Source organism: Rhodanobacter sp. UC4443_H10 (genome assembly GCF_052978325.1).
This window is the reverse complement of the sequence record NZ_CM129668.1, coordinates 1754591-1768503: the sequence shown is the minus strand read 5'-3', so window position 1 is coordinate 1768503 and position 13913 is coordinate 1754591. Positions and strand designations below refer to the sequence as shown.

Here is a 13913-nt window from a genome sequence, read left to right as displayed (position 1 = left end):
GCGATACGTCTCTCGCGTGCAAGGCCGCAGGCGCTTGAGCGGCCCGCGGAATATCACCGGGCCATCACGGGCGCACCCGATCGGCGGCCACCGGCGCAAGAAAAACATGCAGGAAATTGCGAATCGCCACGCGGGGACAGCGGCGCAAGATTCGCCCGCAGCGCACGTTCGGGCGATCGCTTCCGGCCGATGGCGGCATGACCTGCAGCGTGCTGTCGATGGATTCGTTCGCCTTCGGCCTGCCGGAAGCAGGCCCGGCCCGAGCAAGGCCGGCAGGCACGCCTTGGCTCGCAAGCAGGCATTGCGCCACACTGCGGCAGTTCCCGCCGCCGGCATGCCGATGCGCATCTTCTCCCACACCTGCTCCAACACCGAGATCGTCTGCGCGCTGGGCTGCGCCGACCAGCTGGTTGGCGTGGATGCCGATTCCGATTACCCGCCCGACGTGGTGGCGCGGTTGCCCAGCACCGGGCGCGATCTGGATCTGGACGTGGAGGCGGTGCAGGCGCTGGAACCGGACCTGGTGCTGAGTTCGCTGACCGTGCCGGGGCACGAGCAGGTGGTCGCCGAGCTGCATGCGGCGGGGCTGGCCACTCTGGTGTGCGATCCGCAATCACTGGATGACGTGTACGACGACATCCGGCGCATCGCCGCCGCGTTGGGCGTGGTCGAACGCGGCGCCTCGCTGGTGGCGTCGATGCGCGCGGCGATGCCGGCGGCGGAGGTGCCCGGCGCGCGTCCGCGCGTACTGGTGGAGTGGTGGCCCAAGCCGGTGATCGCGGTGGCCCGGCAGTCGTGGGTGAACGACATCATCCACCTTGCCGGCGGCATCAACCCGTGGGGCGAGGTGGATGCCCGCAGCGTGCCGCTGCACTATGCCGACGCGGCGGCCGAGCGCCCCGACATCGTGGTGATGAGCTGGTGCGGCGTGAAGGTGGAGAACTACCGCGCCGACAAGGTGCGCGGGCGCCCGGACTGGGCCGAGGTGCCGGCAGTGCAGCACGACCGCATCCATGCGATCAGCGAGGCCTGCCTTGGCCGACCCGGTCCACGGCTGGTCGAGGGCTATCGGCAGTTGCGCGCCGCCATCGTGGCTGCCGGCTCCCCCGCGATGCCATGACTCGGCCCGCATCCCGCCCGCTGTCGCCCGCTGCAAGGCCGCCCGCACTGGTGTGATCGACGCTCCGCCAACGGGGAGCGAATGCGATGGGCAAGTGGACACAGACAGTGACCGCCAAGGTGCTGGGGGTCGGGTTGCTGGCGTTGCTGATGACGATACCGCTGCTGCAAGTGCGTGGCCTGGTCAGTGAGCGCCAGCAGCTGCGCACGACGGCGATCACGCAGATCGCGCAGGGTTGGGGCGGCAAGCAGGTGCTGGGCGGGCCGCTGCTGGTGGTGCCGACGCTGCGCGAGGTGACGCCGGCGGGTGCAACCACGCCGCAGTGGCAGGCCGGCAGCGAAAGCATCCTGGCCGACACGCTGGCGATGGACGTGGCGATGAGCGTGGACACACGCAGCTACGGCATCTACAGCGCGCCGGTGTACGTGGCCACGGTGAAGCTGGCTGCGCAGTTCCGCGCGCAGGATCTGGCCCAGTTCCGCCGCGCCAGCGATGCGCCGTGGCGGGCCGGCAAGGCCGAGCTGCGGTTGGCGCTGGCCGACCTGCGCGGCCTGCAGGAAGTGAGCGAGCTGCGCATCAACGGCCAGCCGGCACGCTTCGAATCCTCCGCCGAGCGGCTCGGCCCGTGGCCGAACGTGGTGGTGCCGATCGACCTGGATGCGCTGGGCGCCCAGCCGGTCGACGTGCAGATCACCTTGAAGCTCGCCGGCACCGAGGCGTTGCAATGGCTGCCGCTGGCGCGCAGCACCGACGTCAAGATGCACGCGCCGTGGAACGATCCCAGCTTCATCGGCGCGGCGCTGCCGCTGGAACACAGGATCGACGCCACCGGATTCAGCGCACGCTGGCATCTGCTCGACCTCAACCGCAGCTACGGCCAGCACTGGACCGATCGCGAGCACATCGACGCCGCGCTGGCGTCGTCGAGTTTCGGCGTGCAGCTTTACCAGCCGGTCGACGTGTACCAGCGCAACGTGCGCGCGGGGAAATACGGGCTGCTGTTCATCGCGATGACCTTCGTGGCGTTCTTCCTGTTCGAGGTGCTCAAGCGGCTGCGCGTGCATCCGGTGCAATACCTGCTGGTCGGCGCGGCGCTGGCCACGTTCTACGTGGTGCTGCTGGCGTTGTCCGAACAGGTCGGGTTCGGTCCGGCCTATGCGCTGGCCGCCGCCGCGGTGGTGCTGCTGGTGGGCGGCTATGCGATGGCGGTGCTGCGCGCGCGGCGCGCCGGCGCGTTGCTCGGCGGCGTGCTCGGCCTGATCTACGCGATGCTGTACGGGTTGATCGCCGCCGAGCAATACGCGCTGCTGGTCGGCGCGCTGGTGTTGCTGGCGGTGGTCGGCCTGATGATGTTCCTGACTCGGCGCATCGACTGGTATGCCTGTGGCCCCGCGTCGGGCGAGTCGCCAGCCGCTATCATGGAGCGATCATGAACCTGCTTGCGATCGAAACCGCCACCGAAGCCTGCTCCGTCGCCCTGATCCACGGCGAAGAACTGATCGCCCGCAGCGAAATCGCGCCGCGCCGGCACACCGAGCTGGTGCTGCCGATGGCCGACGCGCTGCTGGCCGAAGCCGGCATCGGCCGCCACGCGCTCGACGCGATCGCGGTGGGCCGCGGCCCCGGCGCGTTCACCGGCGTGCGCCTGGGCGTGTCGCTGGCGCAGGGCATGGCGTTGGCGCTGGACTTGCCGGTAGTCACCATTTCCTCGCTGGCCGCGCTGGCGCTGGAGGCACCGGAAGAAGCGGGCACCGCGATCCTCGCCGTGATCGATGCGCGCATGGGCGAGATCTACGCCGCCAGCTATCGCCGCGACGACAACGGCGGCCTGCTGGCGCTGGACGAGGAGCGCATCTGCACCGCCGAGACCCTGGAGCTGCCCGTGGCCGCCGCCTGGCAGGTGGTCGGCAGCGGTTGGGCCACGTATGCGCCGACGATCAGCCAGCGCCTCAGCGGTGCGCTGCATTCGGCCGATGGCCTGCGCTATCCGCAGGCCGCGCATGTTGCCGAACTGGCGCTGCGCGAGTTCCGCGCCGGTCACCTGCTGGCGCCGGAGCAGGCCTTGCCGGTGTACCTGCGCGACAAGGTGGCGTTGACCCTGGCGGAGCAGGGGCGGGCCTGAGGCTCCCGCGGCGAGCACCCGCGGTCGCGCGGTCATCGTCGCGTAGCATGTTCCGCGCCAGCAGCGCCCGGCGAGACCCCCGTTTCCCGGAATTTATTTTCTGCCGAGGGCCCGCCGGCGGCCGGATGGCGCGCGCATACTCGCGCGGTTGGGCCGCTGCCACATGCGTGGCGGCGGTGACCCGACACCATGCGGGCAGGGTCTTCGACCCTGCGGGGAGGACTCATGAAAGGCATTGCACTGAGTGTGTTGTCTGCGGGTTTGCTGTTGGCAATGGGCGGCGCAGCCGCGGCCGACGCGCCCGCGAAGGTCTCGCGCATCTACACCGACACCGTGGCACCGGCTAGCCAGCAGGCTTATCTCGCCGGCATCAAGAGCTACAACAAGTGCCTGAGCGAGCACGGCTTCAAATACGCCTGGACGGCACTGACCCATGAAACCGGCGATGTCTACGCCTATTCGTACGTCTCCGACCCCGTCAGCTGGGCGGATTTCGACGCGATGCGCACGCAGGGCAAAGCCTGCGACGCGACGTTCCAGCAGCAGGTGAACCCGCACCTCAAGAGCGAGTCCAGTGCGTTCATCCAGGAGGAGGCCGAGATGAGCCACACGACACCGAAAGGGATGTCGGGCGACCTCATGGAGATCACCTACTTCAAGCTCAAGCACGGCTACATGCACGACAAGACATTCGTCGACATGGCGAAGAAGATCGCCGCGGCGGCGGCGAAATCGAAATGGGCCTACCCCTACCGTTTCGTGCGGGTCATCGACGGCGGCGCAGATGCGCCCGACTTCATGGTGGTGAGCTATGCGCCCAGCTGGGCCGAACTTGGCGCCGACGCCAACCCCAGCCTGTGGAAGATGGTCGAAGGCGTCTACGGCAAGGATGCGACAACGGACCTCCGCAAGACGCTCAGTGAGGTGACCGAGATGAACGCGTCGCACATCGACCGGCGCGACGCGGAGTTGACCTACACCCCCGCCCATTGATTGCCCGCATGAAGCCGGCGACCGCTTTCCCCGCGTGCGGGGAAAGCGGCCCGGAAGACCGGGCGCCACGGCGCCACGCATGGTCGTCCCGGCACCCTGTACACCTCGATCGAATGGCGTAGGATGACCGCGAGGGGCCTCGCCGGGCATCGCGTGGATGGCGTCCACGCATTCGCCACGGTGCGGCGGCGAGCCTGGTCCGCAGCGCGAAGGTGCGCTGCGCTGATGACGCCGACGGCGAGGGAGGAAACCATGCGCTACGACCTGTTCGCGAATCGCAAAGACGAGCTGATCCTGCTGGCCCGCATCCTGCTCATGGTGCTGTTCGTGAAGTTCGGGCTGGACAAGCTCACCGGCTTCACCGCCACCGTCACCTACATGACCTCCACCGGCATGCCGCTACCGGGGCTGCTGACCCTGATCGCGGTGCTGATGGAGTTCGTCGTGGGCATCCTGATCGTGCTCGGCTTCTACACCCGGCCGCTGGCACTCGCGCTCGCCCTCTACACCCTTGCCGCGGCGCTGATCGGCCACCGCTACTGGAACATGGAAGGCATGGCCCACTACCTGAGCATGATCAGCTTCTACAAGAACATCAGCATCGTCGGCGGCCTGATCCTGCTCAGCATCACCGGGCCGGGCAAGTACTCGCTGGACAAGCGCTGAGCCCGGTTCCTCAAGCTAAAGGGTGGCCCCGACCTGCAACGCCGCCGGCCGCCCGCGGGACCGTAGGAGCCCGCCCGCGGGTGATGCTTTTCAGCGAATCCCGAAAAACCGCTAGAGCCGCCCGATCAGCAACTGCACCAGCAGACTGCTGACCGCCACCGCGATCCACACGCCCAGCCCCAGCAGGATCGGCCGCGCGCCGCTGGAAACCATCTTGCGCAGGTTGGCGGAGAGCCCGATCGCGGTGAGCGCCACGATGATCATGAACTCGGCCAGCATGTGCAGCGCCGGCTGGATCGCGACCGGCACCAGGCCCAGCGTGCGGACGCCCGAAGCCACCACGAACCACAGGATGAACCACGGGAAGATGCGCGCGAGGCTGAAGCCGCCTGCGTCGCCGGCTTGCGCGTGCTGGCGCTTCTCGCGGGCCGCCACCACGAAGGCCAGCACCAGGCAGATCGGGATGATCAGCGTGGCGCGGGTCAGCTTGACGATGGTGGCGTAGTCGCCGGCGGCATGGCTGTAGCTGTAGCCGGCGGCCACCACCGAGGAGGTGTCGTTGATCGCGGTGCCGGCCCACAGGCCGAAACCGAGATCGGACAGGTTCAGCAGGTGGCCGAGCAGCGGAAACAGCAGCACCGCGATGACGTTGAACAGGAAGATGGTGGAGATCGCGAACGCGGTGTCATGGTCGTCCGGCTTGATGATCGGCGTCACTGCGGCGATCGCCGAGCCGCCGCAGATCGCCGTGCCCACGCCGATCAGGATCTTCAGCTTGTCGTGCACGCCCAGCCAGCGCCCCAGCAGCCACGCGCTGAGAAACGCCACGCTCATCGTGATCAGGGTCACCCACAGCGACTCCAGCCCGGTCTTCGCCACCTGGGTCAGGCTCAGTCCGAAGCCCAGCGCGATGATCGACCACTGCAGCACCTGCTTGCCGCCGAACTGGATGCCCGGCGTGAAGCGCGCATCCGGCGCGAACACGTTGCGCACGATGATGCCCAGCACGATGCCGAACACCGGCCCGCCGATGAGCGGCACCCAGCGCCCCAGCAGCAGCGCCAGCACGCCGATCGCCACGGCCAGCGCTAGGCCGGGTGCGCGGTTGCGCAGGGAGGGTTTGGGGGCGGCAGCGATCGGGGAGGCGTTCATGGGGACTCCGCAGGAAGCCGCCATTGTCGGGTGGGCCAGCCATCAATAGAACTTTGAACTTCTGATTACGTGTATAAGATGCCTTGATGACCAACATCAGCCCGCGCCAACTGGATGTGTTCGTGCAGGTCGCAGTGCTCGGCAGCGTGCGCGCGGCGGCCGAACGCCTGCACCTGACCCAGCCCGCCGCCAGCATGGCGCTGGCCGAAATGGAGCGCCAACTCGATACACCGGTGTTCGACCGCCAGCGTGGCCGGTTGCATCTCAACGCGCGCGGGCGCGAATTGCTGCCGCTGGCGCAGGAGCTGCTCGAGCGCCACGCCGAGTTCGGCCGCCGCGCGCGCGTCGAGGGCGCCGCGCTGGCTGGCGAGCTGCGCATCGGCGCCAGCAACACGGTGGGCAACTATCGCGTCGGCGAATTGCTGGGCGCCTTCGTGCGCGCTAACCCGCAGGTGGCGATCCGCCTGCGCGTGGCCAACACCGAGACGATTGCCGCCGCCATGCTCGACCACGGCCTGGACATCGGTTGCGTCGAAGGCCCGGTGACCCACCCGCAACTAGAAGTGCGGTCGTGGTGCGACGACCTGCTGGTGGTCTGCGCGCCGCCGGAACATCCGCTGGCACGCAAGCGCAGCCTGAAACCTGCCGACTTCGCTGGCGCGCGCTGGGTGCTGCGCGAACCCGGCTCGGCCACCCGCGCCACCAGCGAACGCGTGCTCTCGCAACTTCCTCCCGGCGAAACGGTGCTGGAACTCGACCAGATCGAGGCGATCAAGCAGGTCGTGGTCGCCGGCCTCGGCATCGCCTGCCTCCCCGCCGTGGCCATCACCGACGCCGTCGCCGCCGGCCACCTCAAGGCCCTGCGCACGCCTTTCCTCGACCTGCGCCGCAAACTCTCCCTGCTGCTGCATCGGCAGAAATACCGCGGCGCGCTGCTGGATGCGTTCCTGGCGAAGCTGTAGGGCGGGCACGGCCCGCGAAAAAAGGGGACGGAAAAAGGGAGCGTGAGGAAGTGCGGGTGCATGGGTTCCCTCCTCATCGCTGCATGGCCACTGCCTGCTGCGCCTGCACCTCCCGTCCCGCCTGCTGCGCAAGTTGCTGGTTGAGTTGTTGCCCCGCCGCCAGCCACGCCTGCCCTTGTTCCGACTGCAGGTATTGCTGGCCGATCGAACGCATGGCGTCGATGTCCATCGTGCGCGCGGCCGCGACCAGCGCATCGAACATGGCGCGATCGGAACTTGCCGGCGTGATCGGCGGCGCCGTGCGTGTGGATGCGGATGTCAGGTCGGGAGACGTTGGCACGGATTCGGGCGGAGCTGGATGATGATCGGGTCCGATGGCGCCGCGCTCGATCGGCGCATGCAGCTGCGTCGCCCGCCACTCTTCGTACTTCTGCGCGATCAACTGTCTGCCGTAGTCCGCATGCGCGCGAACGGCCGACTGTTGCAGCTGGCTGAGTCGCGACAGCTCCTCGCCGCTCGCCCCGTGCGTCTCGTGGATCACCACCCTGCCGATCAGCCGCGTTTCCTCCCTGCTGAAATGCCCGTGGCCGTCGGCGCTCCAGGCGTGCCCGGTCTGCGGGTCGGTGATGTGCTTCTCGCTGGCCAGCCCGAGAGCCTGGGTAACAACCTCGGGCAGAGGACCGGTCTCGCTCCAGCCCTTGCCGTAGTAATCCATCACGTAGGCGTTGGCCACGGCCTCGGCGTAGTGCGTGTTGTTGAACTTGCGGTTGGCGGCGAGCTGGTCCAGCGCCTTGGCGGTCTGCGCATCGGCAGGCCGGTCCACCGTCGTGAAAGCAGGAATGCCGAAGCTGTTGTTGGGCAGGCCGGGGAGTTCCACCGTCTGCGCCCAACCGGTGCGCGTGGCGTGCCAGCGGATGCCATCCAGCTCGATCAGCCGCGTGTCCTGCGTGGCCGGATTGGCCAGCGCCAATGCGGTGATCGCGGTCATGCGCTGGTAGTCCAGTTGCGCCACCTGCTCGGCCGGCGCCGTCGTCACCACCGCCTGCATCGATGGGGCGCCGTAAGGGTCCGGCACCGCGGAGCCATCGGGATCGAGCTGATAGTGCGTGTGTTTCCAGACACCGCCTTCGTACAGGTAGGTGACGCCGTCGGCGCCGGTCTGATGATTGACCTTGTGCTCGGTGATCGTCACGGCAAGCCGGTCGCCTTCAAATGCCCCCACCACGCTGCCGACCACGCCAGTGACGAGCGCGCCGGGGCCAGTTTCCGCGCCCGCCACAAATCCATAGGCGGCACCCGCTCCGATGCCTCCGATCAGGCCACCCGCCGTGCGGCCCTCGTAGCGGCGAAGCAACGCGTCGGCGCCGAACGGGTTGCCTTGCGCGCTGAGCGCCTGGTATTGCTCGGCGGTGGTGTAGGCGTCGAGGGCCATGAGGATCGTGGCAGCGCCTGTGCCTAGCCCTTTCACCGCCAGACCCACCCTGCGCTCGGCTCGGAGCGCGAGACTGTCGTCGATGCTCTTGAGATAGGTTGGTGGTTCGTACAGCTTGCGGTTGGGAACCAGCACCTGCTCGCCGCCACCGGCCTTGTTCACCAGACCACGCAGCTCGGAGGTTGGAGCCACCCGGTGAATGAATATTTCCGTGGGTGCCAGCGGTCGCATCACCATGATGTCGTACCGCGGAGCCTCGCTCTTGATCGGCAATCCGAAGTAGTTGGAAAGACTTTTGCCCGAGGCCAAGGCATCTTCGAACACCGACTGCCGGACAAAGAACGGCGAGAAGGATGGGACTTGCTGGCCGACGGGAACAATCTTGAGCAGCGGCTCTGCGCTGAGTTCCATGCGAGGGAGCTCGATGCCGGAGCCGATTTGTTGAATCGCGCGATCAACGATTGTGGACGCCGTGGCACCGGGGTCCGCTTCGATCAGCCTTTGCCTGAATATGGTGCCTTCCGGAGAGCGGAGAAACTCCATTGCCGCCTTTCTGGATACCCCGTGCGTCTCAAACGTCTTCGCTTCGGAGATGTCGGCGGCGTTGCGTGCCCTCAAGTCTTTCGATACCAAGCCATCACTCATAAGCGTTCCGCGCATCAATGATGGCTTGGGTGTCGGCAATCAGTTGTTCTTCCTCCGGGCTGCGCCCTCCCCGTAGTTCGGCTGCAAACGCGTAGTAGGCGTCGTCAACGCTGGGGCTTCCATACTGGGTGTACATGCCTTCGGCAAAACTTCGGCCGCAAGGGATGAGTGCTTCTTCGAAGGGCACCCTCACCATGCCTGCCTTGGCCTGCTCGATGAGTGGCGATAAGGCCCGCAAGAGGCCTCTCACCTCTGTGCTGTCCGGGTACCGTTCCAGCACCCGCTCCAAGTGCTCGGCTGCAGCCTTGAGCTTGGCGGGGTCGATGGTCTTTGTCATGAATGGGCTTCCTGTGCCATGAAAACACGGCCAGACCGGCAACGGCTATTCCCGGGTTGCCATCGGTCTCGTGGTCGAGCGGCCCGCGAAGCACATCACACGCATTCGACCATCGTCAATCGGAATTCTTACCATCGCGAAGCAGGCGTGCGCTGAGAGATTGATTGTCGGCAGCGATGAGCTCCAATAAAGGGAGCATGGCTAATTGGAAAACGGGAAGGCAGAGGTCAGTGTGCACTTTCCGACGAGGGTGCGCGGCTTGGTCCGACAGACGCCAACCGGTACTGGCAGCAAGCTTGGTCGGACTTTCCGCCAAGGACGACAGATGCCACGTCTGACGAGACTCGATCTTGCCGGGGTACCCCAGCATATCGTGCAACGAGGCAATGACCGAAAGCCCTGCTTCTTCCACGATGTCTACCATCTTCGCCATTTGGCTGAGCTACGCGAGACTGCTTGCGCGAGGGCTGTGCGGTGCAAGCTTACGTGCTGAAGACCGGCCACGTGCACCTGCTTGTGACACCCACAGCCTGCGGGCAAGTGGCGCGGATGATGCAATCGTTGGGGCGGCGTTATGGGCACTACATCAATGATCGCTATCGCCGTACTGGCACGCTGTGGGAAGGTACGTGAGCCCCGGCACCAACGTGGCCGAGCGCTGCTCGGCTTATCGAACGCACGTCGAACAGGCCATCACGCGGGACGAGTTGAACAGCATCCGGCTGCATCTCCAGCGCCAGCATACCTACGGGACGGAGCGCTTCCGCGAGGCCATCGAAGCGCAACTATCGCGTCGCGCCGGTCCCGCCAAGATCGGCAGGCCAAGGAAGTCTGCACCCGCTCCGGAAAGTGCGTACTGCCCCCTGTTTCGCTGACCCTTGTTTCGTTTGTTTCGACTTGATGACAACCGCGGTGGTATATCGAGGCATCCAACAGGCATCGCAAACTGTTACCTTTCCCGCAGAGTGCATTACGCGCTACCACACACGCTCGCTTTGCAGGCACTAGGTTGGAACGGCTGCCGGTTGGCACCGGCAGCCACCTTTCGTCCAGGAGTCAGCGTGGGAAGCTTGAATAGAACATTGGCCGCTCTCGGATTGCAAGCTCTATTCCTTTCTGGGTGCTCAATCCCCGTGCGCACTCCGACCTGGTCGTTCAGCATGGTGACCCAGGCTGCACGTAAAAACGTTGAAATTGATAGCGCATTCAACACCACGATCAAGCATGGCGTCGGGCTCACTCTCTCCGTTTCCGGAAGCTACCTGTCCGGTACTCGGAAGTTCAAGCGGTTCCCCGAGAGCTCTCCGATCTTTGAATACGAATCACAGAGTGGCTGGCAGCTAGTTATCCGCGCCCCCGAAACGTGCACTGCGTCAAAGGCGGCCACGCTATCGCTCCGCCGCGCGCTCAACGGAGTGGTACAGGGCATTGGAGGATGGCCGGCGCGCGGTTCTACCTTGATCACGCTCGTTCCCGGGGATGCAGTTGTCAAGCGCTATGTGGTTTCCTTTAGGCGCGGCAGCCGATTTGCCCTCAACTTCCTGAGTCGTTGTGAGCGCGGCCGTCCGGACGAAGCACTGTGGTTGGCTGCCATGGTGGGCGTTCACGAATCGACCCATGCCGCCCTGCAACTGACCGGTCGGCAACCGACCCAACGCGAAGAGCGCGAGCGCGTGGCACTTGGGTCGGAAGCTTGTCTTCTTTTGGCGTTGTCTGATGGGGACAACGGATTTATCCGGAAGCATTCATCGCTTGGAGATAATATTTATTGGCGCTATCAACTGGCGGATGAGAAGCGGTCGCTGCATGAGTGGTGCAGCAAATGGCAAGAATTCATGAGAACTGATTACGCTCCTGTGGTTTCAGGGCGTTCTCACGTTACCCCGGGGGAATAAAGGGGGGCGTGGCTAATTTGATCCGTGCGTCGCATAGCACGGCGAGCCACCTGCCGCGCTCAATCAGCCACGTCCCCTTCCATTAATGTCCCCTCTCCATTATTCGCCGACATCAGGCCGCGGCGTTCCCGAGGATCGTGTTCAACGTCGCCGCCACCTGCTCGTGGGTATGTGCGCGCAGCAACGCCGCGGCGTGGCGGCGCAGGTGGGCGCGGTCGAGCGCGGCGAGGCGGTCGCGGACCTGCAGGATCTGGCTTGGGTGCATGCTGAACTCGTTGAGGCCGAGCATCAGCAGCAGTGCGGTGAAGCTGATGTCGCCGGCGATCTCGCCGCACAGGCTCACTGGCTTCTTCGCGCGGCGGCCGGCGCCGATCACGTGCGAGAGCAGGCGCAGCAGGGCCGGTTGCAGCGGGGTGTAGATGTTGTCCAGCGCATCGTTGCCGCGGTCGGCGGCGAGCACGTATTGGGCCAGGTCGTTGGTGCCGATCGCGAGGAAGTCGCTGTGTTCCAGCAGCGCGCGCACGTTGATCGCCGCGGCGGGCACTTCGATCATGGCGCCCAGCGGCAGTTTCTCCGGCAGGTCGATGTTCTCGCGCTTGAGCTCCTGCCGCGCCAGCTTGAACAGGGTGCGCACGGCGATCAGCTCGTCCGGCTGGGTCACCATCGGCACCAGCACGCGCACCGGGCCGTAGCACGCGGCGCGCAGGATCGCGCGGATCTGGGTGGTGAACACGGCCGGGTAGCGCAACGACAGGCGCACGCCGCGCACGCCGAGCGCGGGGTTGTCCTCGCCGCGCAGCGTCAGTCCGGCGGCGTCGGCCTTGTCGGCGCCGAGATCCAGCGTGCGGATCGTCACCGGCAGGCCGCCCATGCCCATCACCAGGTCGCGGTAGGCGATGAACTGCTCGTCCTCGGAGGGCAGTGCGCGTTTGCGCAGGAACAGGAACTCGGTGCGGTAGAGGCCCACGCCGTCCGCGCCGCGGGCGCGCGCCGTCGCCACGTCGGCGGGGGTTTCGGCATTGGCCAGCAGGGCGATCTCGACGCCGTCGCGGGTGCGCGTGGGCGCGTTGGCCAGCTTGGCCAGGCGGCGCCCTTCGTCGGCGGCTTGGCGCTGCCAGGCGCGGTAGCGCGACAGGTCCTGCGCGGTGGGATGCACCACCGTTTCACCGCGCTCGGCGTCGAGCAGGATCAGGTCGTCGTCGTGGATGTCGGCCAGCGCGTCGCGCGTGCCCACCAGCATCGGCAGGCCGAGGCTGCGCGCCAGGATCGCGCTGTGCGAGTAGGCGCTGCCGGAGCTGGCGACGACGCCGAGCAGCCCGGCGCCGGCCAGTTGCGCCATGTCGGCCGGGGCGATCGAGTCGGCGATCAGGATCTCGCCGACGCGGGCGGCCAGCTTGCGTTCCTCCGGGCTGGTCTGGCGCTGCAGCGCGGAGATCACCCGGTTGATCACCTGCTCGACGTCCTCCTTGCGGCTGCGCAGGTAGGGGTCGTCCATCGCCTCGAACACGGCGGCGAGGCGGTCACGTTGTTTTTTCAGCGCCGCGCCGGGTCGGTAGCGGCCGACCCGCACCAGGTCGTCCAGCCCGCGCAGCAGTTCGGCATCGTCCAGCAGCAGGCTGTGCGCGTCGATGAACTCGTTGACCTCGCGTGCCAGCGCGCCGTGCAGCTTGCCGCGCAACTCGCGCAGTTCCTGCCGCGCGGTCTCCAGCGCCCGGTGCAGCAGCTGCAATTGCTCCTCGACCTCGCCCTCGTCCAGTGGCCGGGTGTCGACGGCGTAGCGGCTCGGCTGCACCAGCCGCGCCCGTCCGAGCGCCATGCCGCGCGCCGCCAGCGTGCCGGGGAGGACGTGTCTCACGATTGGCCGCCTTGGGCACCGATCCCCTGCATCTCACGCTCCCTCGTCGAACTTGCGTTCGAACAATTCGACGACGGCGGCCAGGGCGGCTTCCTCGTCGGGGCCGTCGGCGCGCACGTTCAACGGCGTGCCGATGCCGGCGGCGAGCATCATTACGCCCATGATGCTTTGTGCGTTGACCTCGCGGCCCTTGCTGACCAGCCAGACGGTGGATTTGAAGCCCTGCACCAGTTGCACCAGCTTGGCCGAGGCGCGGGCGTGCAGGCCGAGCTTGTTGGAGACGACGATTTCTTGTTCGAGCATGGGCAGTGTCAGGCGTGGTCGATGAAGATGCCGCCGCGACCGCCGCTGGCGGCGATTTCGGCCAGTTCGTCGAGCGGCTTCTCCGCGTAGTTGAGGACGCGCAGCAGCATCGGCAGGTTGAGCCCCGACACGCAGCGCAGGTGCACGCCGAGCGCGCCCAGTGACAGGCCGATGTTGCACGGGGTGGCGCCGTACAGGTCGGCCAGGATCAGCACGCCGCCGCCCTGGTCCAGCTCGCGCGCGTGGTGGGCGGTGAGCGAGCGCATGACCTCCGGGTCGGCCTCCGGCGGCACTTCCACCGCGGCCACCCGCAGCGGCAGCTGCGGCATCACGTGGCGCGCGGCGGAGATCAGCGCGTGGCCGACCGCCTCGTGGGTCATCAGCAGCACGCCGACGCTCATGGGGTTGGCCTCGCCGGGTGGCTCGCGCGC

At 66.8% G+C, this 13913-nt stretch carries 16 protein-coding genes; 9 read left to right on the top strand and 7 right to left on the bottom strand.

All coding sequences use genetic code 11. The annotated features are described in order from the left end of the window. Nucleotides 1-340: 340 nt before the first annotated feature. The 5 genes from ACVCMB_RS08400 to ACVCMB_RS08380 all read left to right on the top strand — a co-directional run bounded on the left by ACVCMB_RS08400 (nucleotide 341) and on the right by ACVCMB_RS08380 (nucleotide 4901). Complete coding sequence (locus ACVCMB_RS08400; RefSeq protein WP_447106636.1) at nucleotides 341-1120, top strand: ABC transporter substrate-binding protein; 780 nt, start codon at nucleotides 341-343, stop codon at nucleotides 1118-1120. An 86-nt stretch (nucleotides 1121-1206) separates the two neighbouring features. Then, a complete protein-coding gene (creD, locus tag ACVCMB_RS08395; RefSeq protein WP_395120047.1) occupies nucleotides 1207-2553 on the top strand; it encodes a cell envelope integrity protein CreD in 1347 nt (448 codons plus the stop codon). Continuing rightward, a complete protein-coding gene (gene tsaB / locus ACVCMB_RS08390; protein WP_395120046.1) occupies nucleotides 2550-3242 on the top strand; it encodes a tRNA (adenosine(37)-N6)-threonylcarbamoyltransferase complex dimerization subunit type 1 TsaB in 693 nt (230 codons plus the stop codon). Before creD ends, tsaB begins: the two co-directional genes overlap by 4 nt. A 225-nt stretch (nucleotides 3243-3467) precedes the next feature. Further along, a complete protein-coding gene (locus ACVCMB_RS08385) occupies nucleotides 3468-4235 on the top strand; it encodes a hypothetical protein (protein ID WP_395120045.1) in 768 nt (255 codons plus the stop codon). A gap of 252 nt (nucleotides 4236-4487) precedes the next feature. Next, on the top strand, nucleotides 4488-4901 hold the full coding sequence (locus tag ACVCMB_RS08380; protein ID WP_395120044.1) for a DoxX family protein: 414 nt from the start codon (nucleotides 4488-4490) through the stop codon (nucleotides 4899-4901). A 111-nt stretch (nucleotides 4902-5012) separates the two neighbouring features. Here ACVCMB_RS08380 and ACVCMB_RS08375 read toward each other — a convergent pair whose 3' ends face one another. After that, the gene (locus ACVCMB_RS08375) at nucleotides 5013-6053 is read right to left on the bottom strand and encodes a YeiH family protein (protein WP_447106635.1); all 1041 of its coding nucleotides are present in this window, start codon (nucleotides 6051-6053) and stop codon (nucleotides 5013-5015) included. An 86-nt stretch (nucleotides 6054-6139) separates the two neighbouring features. Here ACVCMB_RS08375 and ACVCMB_RS08370 point away from each other — a divergent pair, with 86 nt between their 5' ends. Further along, nucleotides 6140-7015: a LysR family transcriptional regulator gene (locus ACVCMB_RS08370; RefSeq protein ID WP_447106634.1), complete on the top strand. Its 876-nt coding sequence runs from the start codon at nucleotides 6140-6142 to the stop codon at nucleotides 7013-7015. A 73-nt stretch (nucleotides 7016-7088) separates the two neighbouring features. Here the strand turns inward: ACVCMB_RS08370 and ACVCMB_RS08365 are convergent, their stop codons facing one another. The 3 genes from ACVCMB_RS08365 to ACVCMB_RS08355 form a co-directional block, all read right to left on the bottom strand. Then, nucleotides 7089-9092, bottom strand: coding sequence for a hypothetical protein (locus ACVCMB_RS08365; RefSeq protein WP_447106633.1), 2004 nt, complete (start codon nucleotides 9090-9092; stop codon nucleotides 7089-7091). Continuing rightward, nucleotides 9085-9429 (bottom strand): hypothetical protein, encoded by a 345-nt coding sequence (locus ACVCMB_RS08360; RefSeq protein WP_447106632.1) that lies wholly within the window; start codon nucleotides 9427-9429, stop codon nucleotides 9085-9087. The genes ACVCMB_RS08365 and ACVCMB_RS08360 overlap by 8 nt, the downstream gene beginning before the upstream one ends. 115 nt (nucleotides 9430-9544) lie before the next feature. Next, nucleotides 9545-9862: a hypothetical protein gene (locus tag ACVCMB_RS08355; RefSeq protein ID WP_447106631.1), complete on the bottom strand. Its 318-nt coding sequence runs from the start codon at nucleotides 9860-9862 to the stop codon at nucleotides 9545-9547. Nucleotides 9863-9903: 41 nt separating this feature from the next. On the opposite strand from ACVCMB_RS08355, the gene ACVCMB_RS08350 reads away from it, so the two are divergent. The 3 genes from ACVCMB_RS08350 (at nucleotide 9904) to ACVCMB_RS08340 (ending at nucleotide 11324) form a co-directional block, all read left to right on the top strand. Further along, on the top strand, nucleotides 9904-10062 hold the full coding sequence (locus ACVCMB_RS08350) for a transposase (RefSeq protein ID WP_447106630.1): 159 nt from the start codon (nucleotides 9904-9906) through the stop codon (nucleotides 10060-10062). Further along, nucleotides 10059-10304, top strand: coding sequence for a hypothetical protein (locus ACVCMB_RS08345; RefSeq protein WP_447106629.1), 246 nt, complete (start codon nucleotides 10059-10061; stop codon nucleotides 10302-10304). Before ACVCMB_RS08350 ends, ACVCMB_RS08345 begins: the two co-directional genes overlap by 4 nt. Before the next feature lie 258 nt (nucleotides 10305-10562). After that, nucleotides 10563-11324 carry a hypothetical protein gene (locus ACVCMB_RS08340; protein WP_447106628.1) on the top strand — a complete coding sequence of 254 codons (762 nt, stop codon included), beginning with the start codon at nucleotides 10563-10565 and terminating at the stop codon, nucleotides 11322-11324. Between the two features lie 112 nt (nucleotides 11325-11436). Here ACVCMB_RS08340 and ptsP read toward each other — a convergent pair whose 3' ends face one another. The 3 genes from ptsP to ACVCMB_RS08325 are packed head-to-tail and all read right to left on the bottom strand — an operon-like array spanning nucleotide 11437 to nucleotide 13883. Next, complete coding sequence (ptsP, locus tag ACVCMB_RS08335; RefSeq protein WP_447106627.1) at nucleotides 11437-13179, bottom strand: phosphoenolpyruvate--protein phosphotransferase; 1743 nt, start codon at nucleotides 13177-13179, stop codon at nucleotides 11437-11439. Between the two features lie 33 nt (nucleotides 13180-13212). Then, nucleotides 13213-13482: an HPr family phosphocarrier protein gene (locus ACVCMB_RS08330; RefSeq protein WP_395120034.1), complete on the bottom strand. Its 270-nt coding sequence runs from the start codon at nucleotides 13480-13482 to the stop codon at nucleotides 13213-13215. 8 nt (nucleotides 13483-13490) lie between these two features. Continuing rightward, entirely contained in the window at nucleotides 13491-13883 is a 393-nt protein-coding gene (locus ACVCMB_RS08325; protein ID WP_395120033.1) for a PTS sugar transporter subunit IIA, read from the bottom strand. Nucleotides 13884-13913 lie beyond the last annotated feature (30 nt).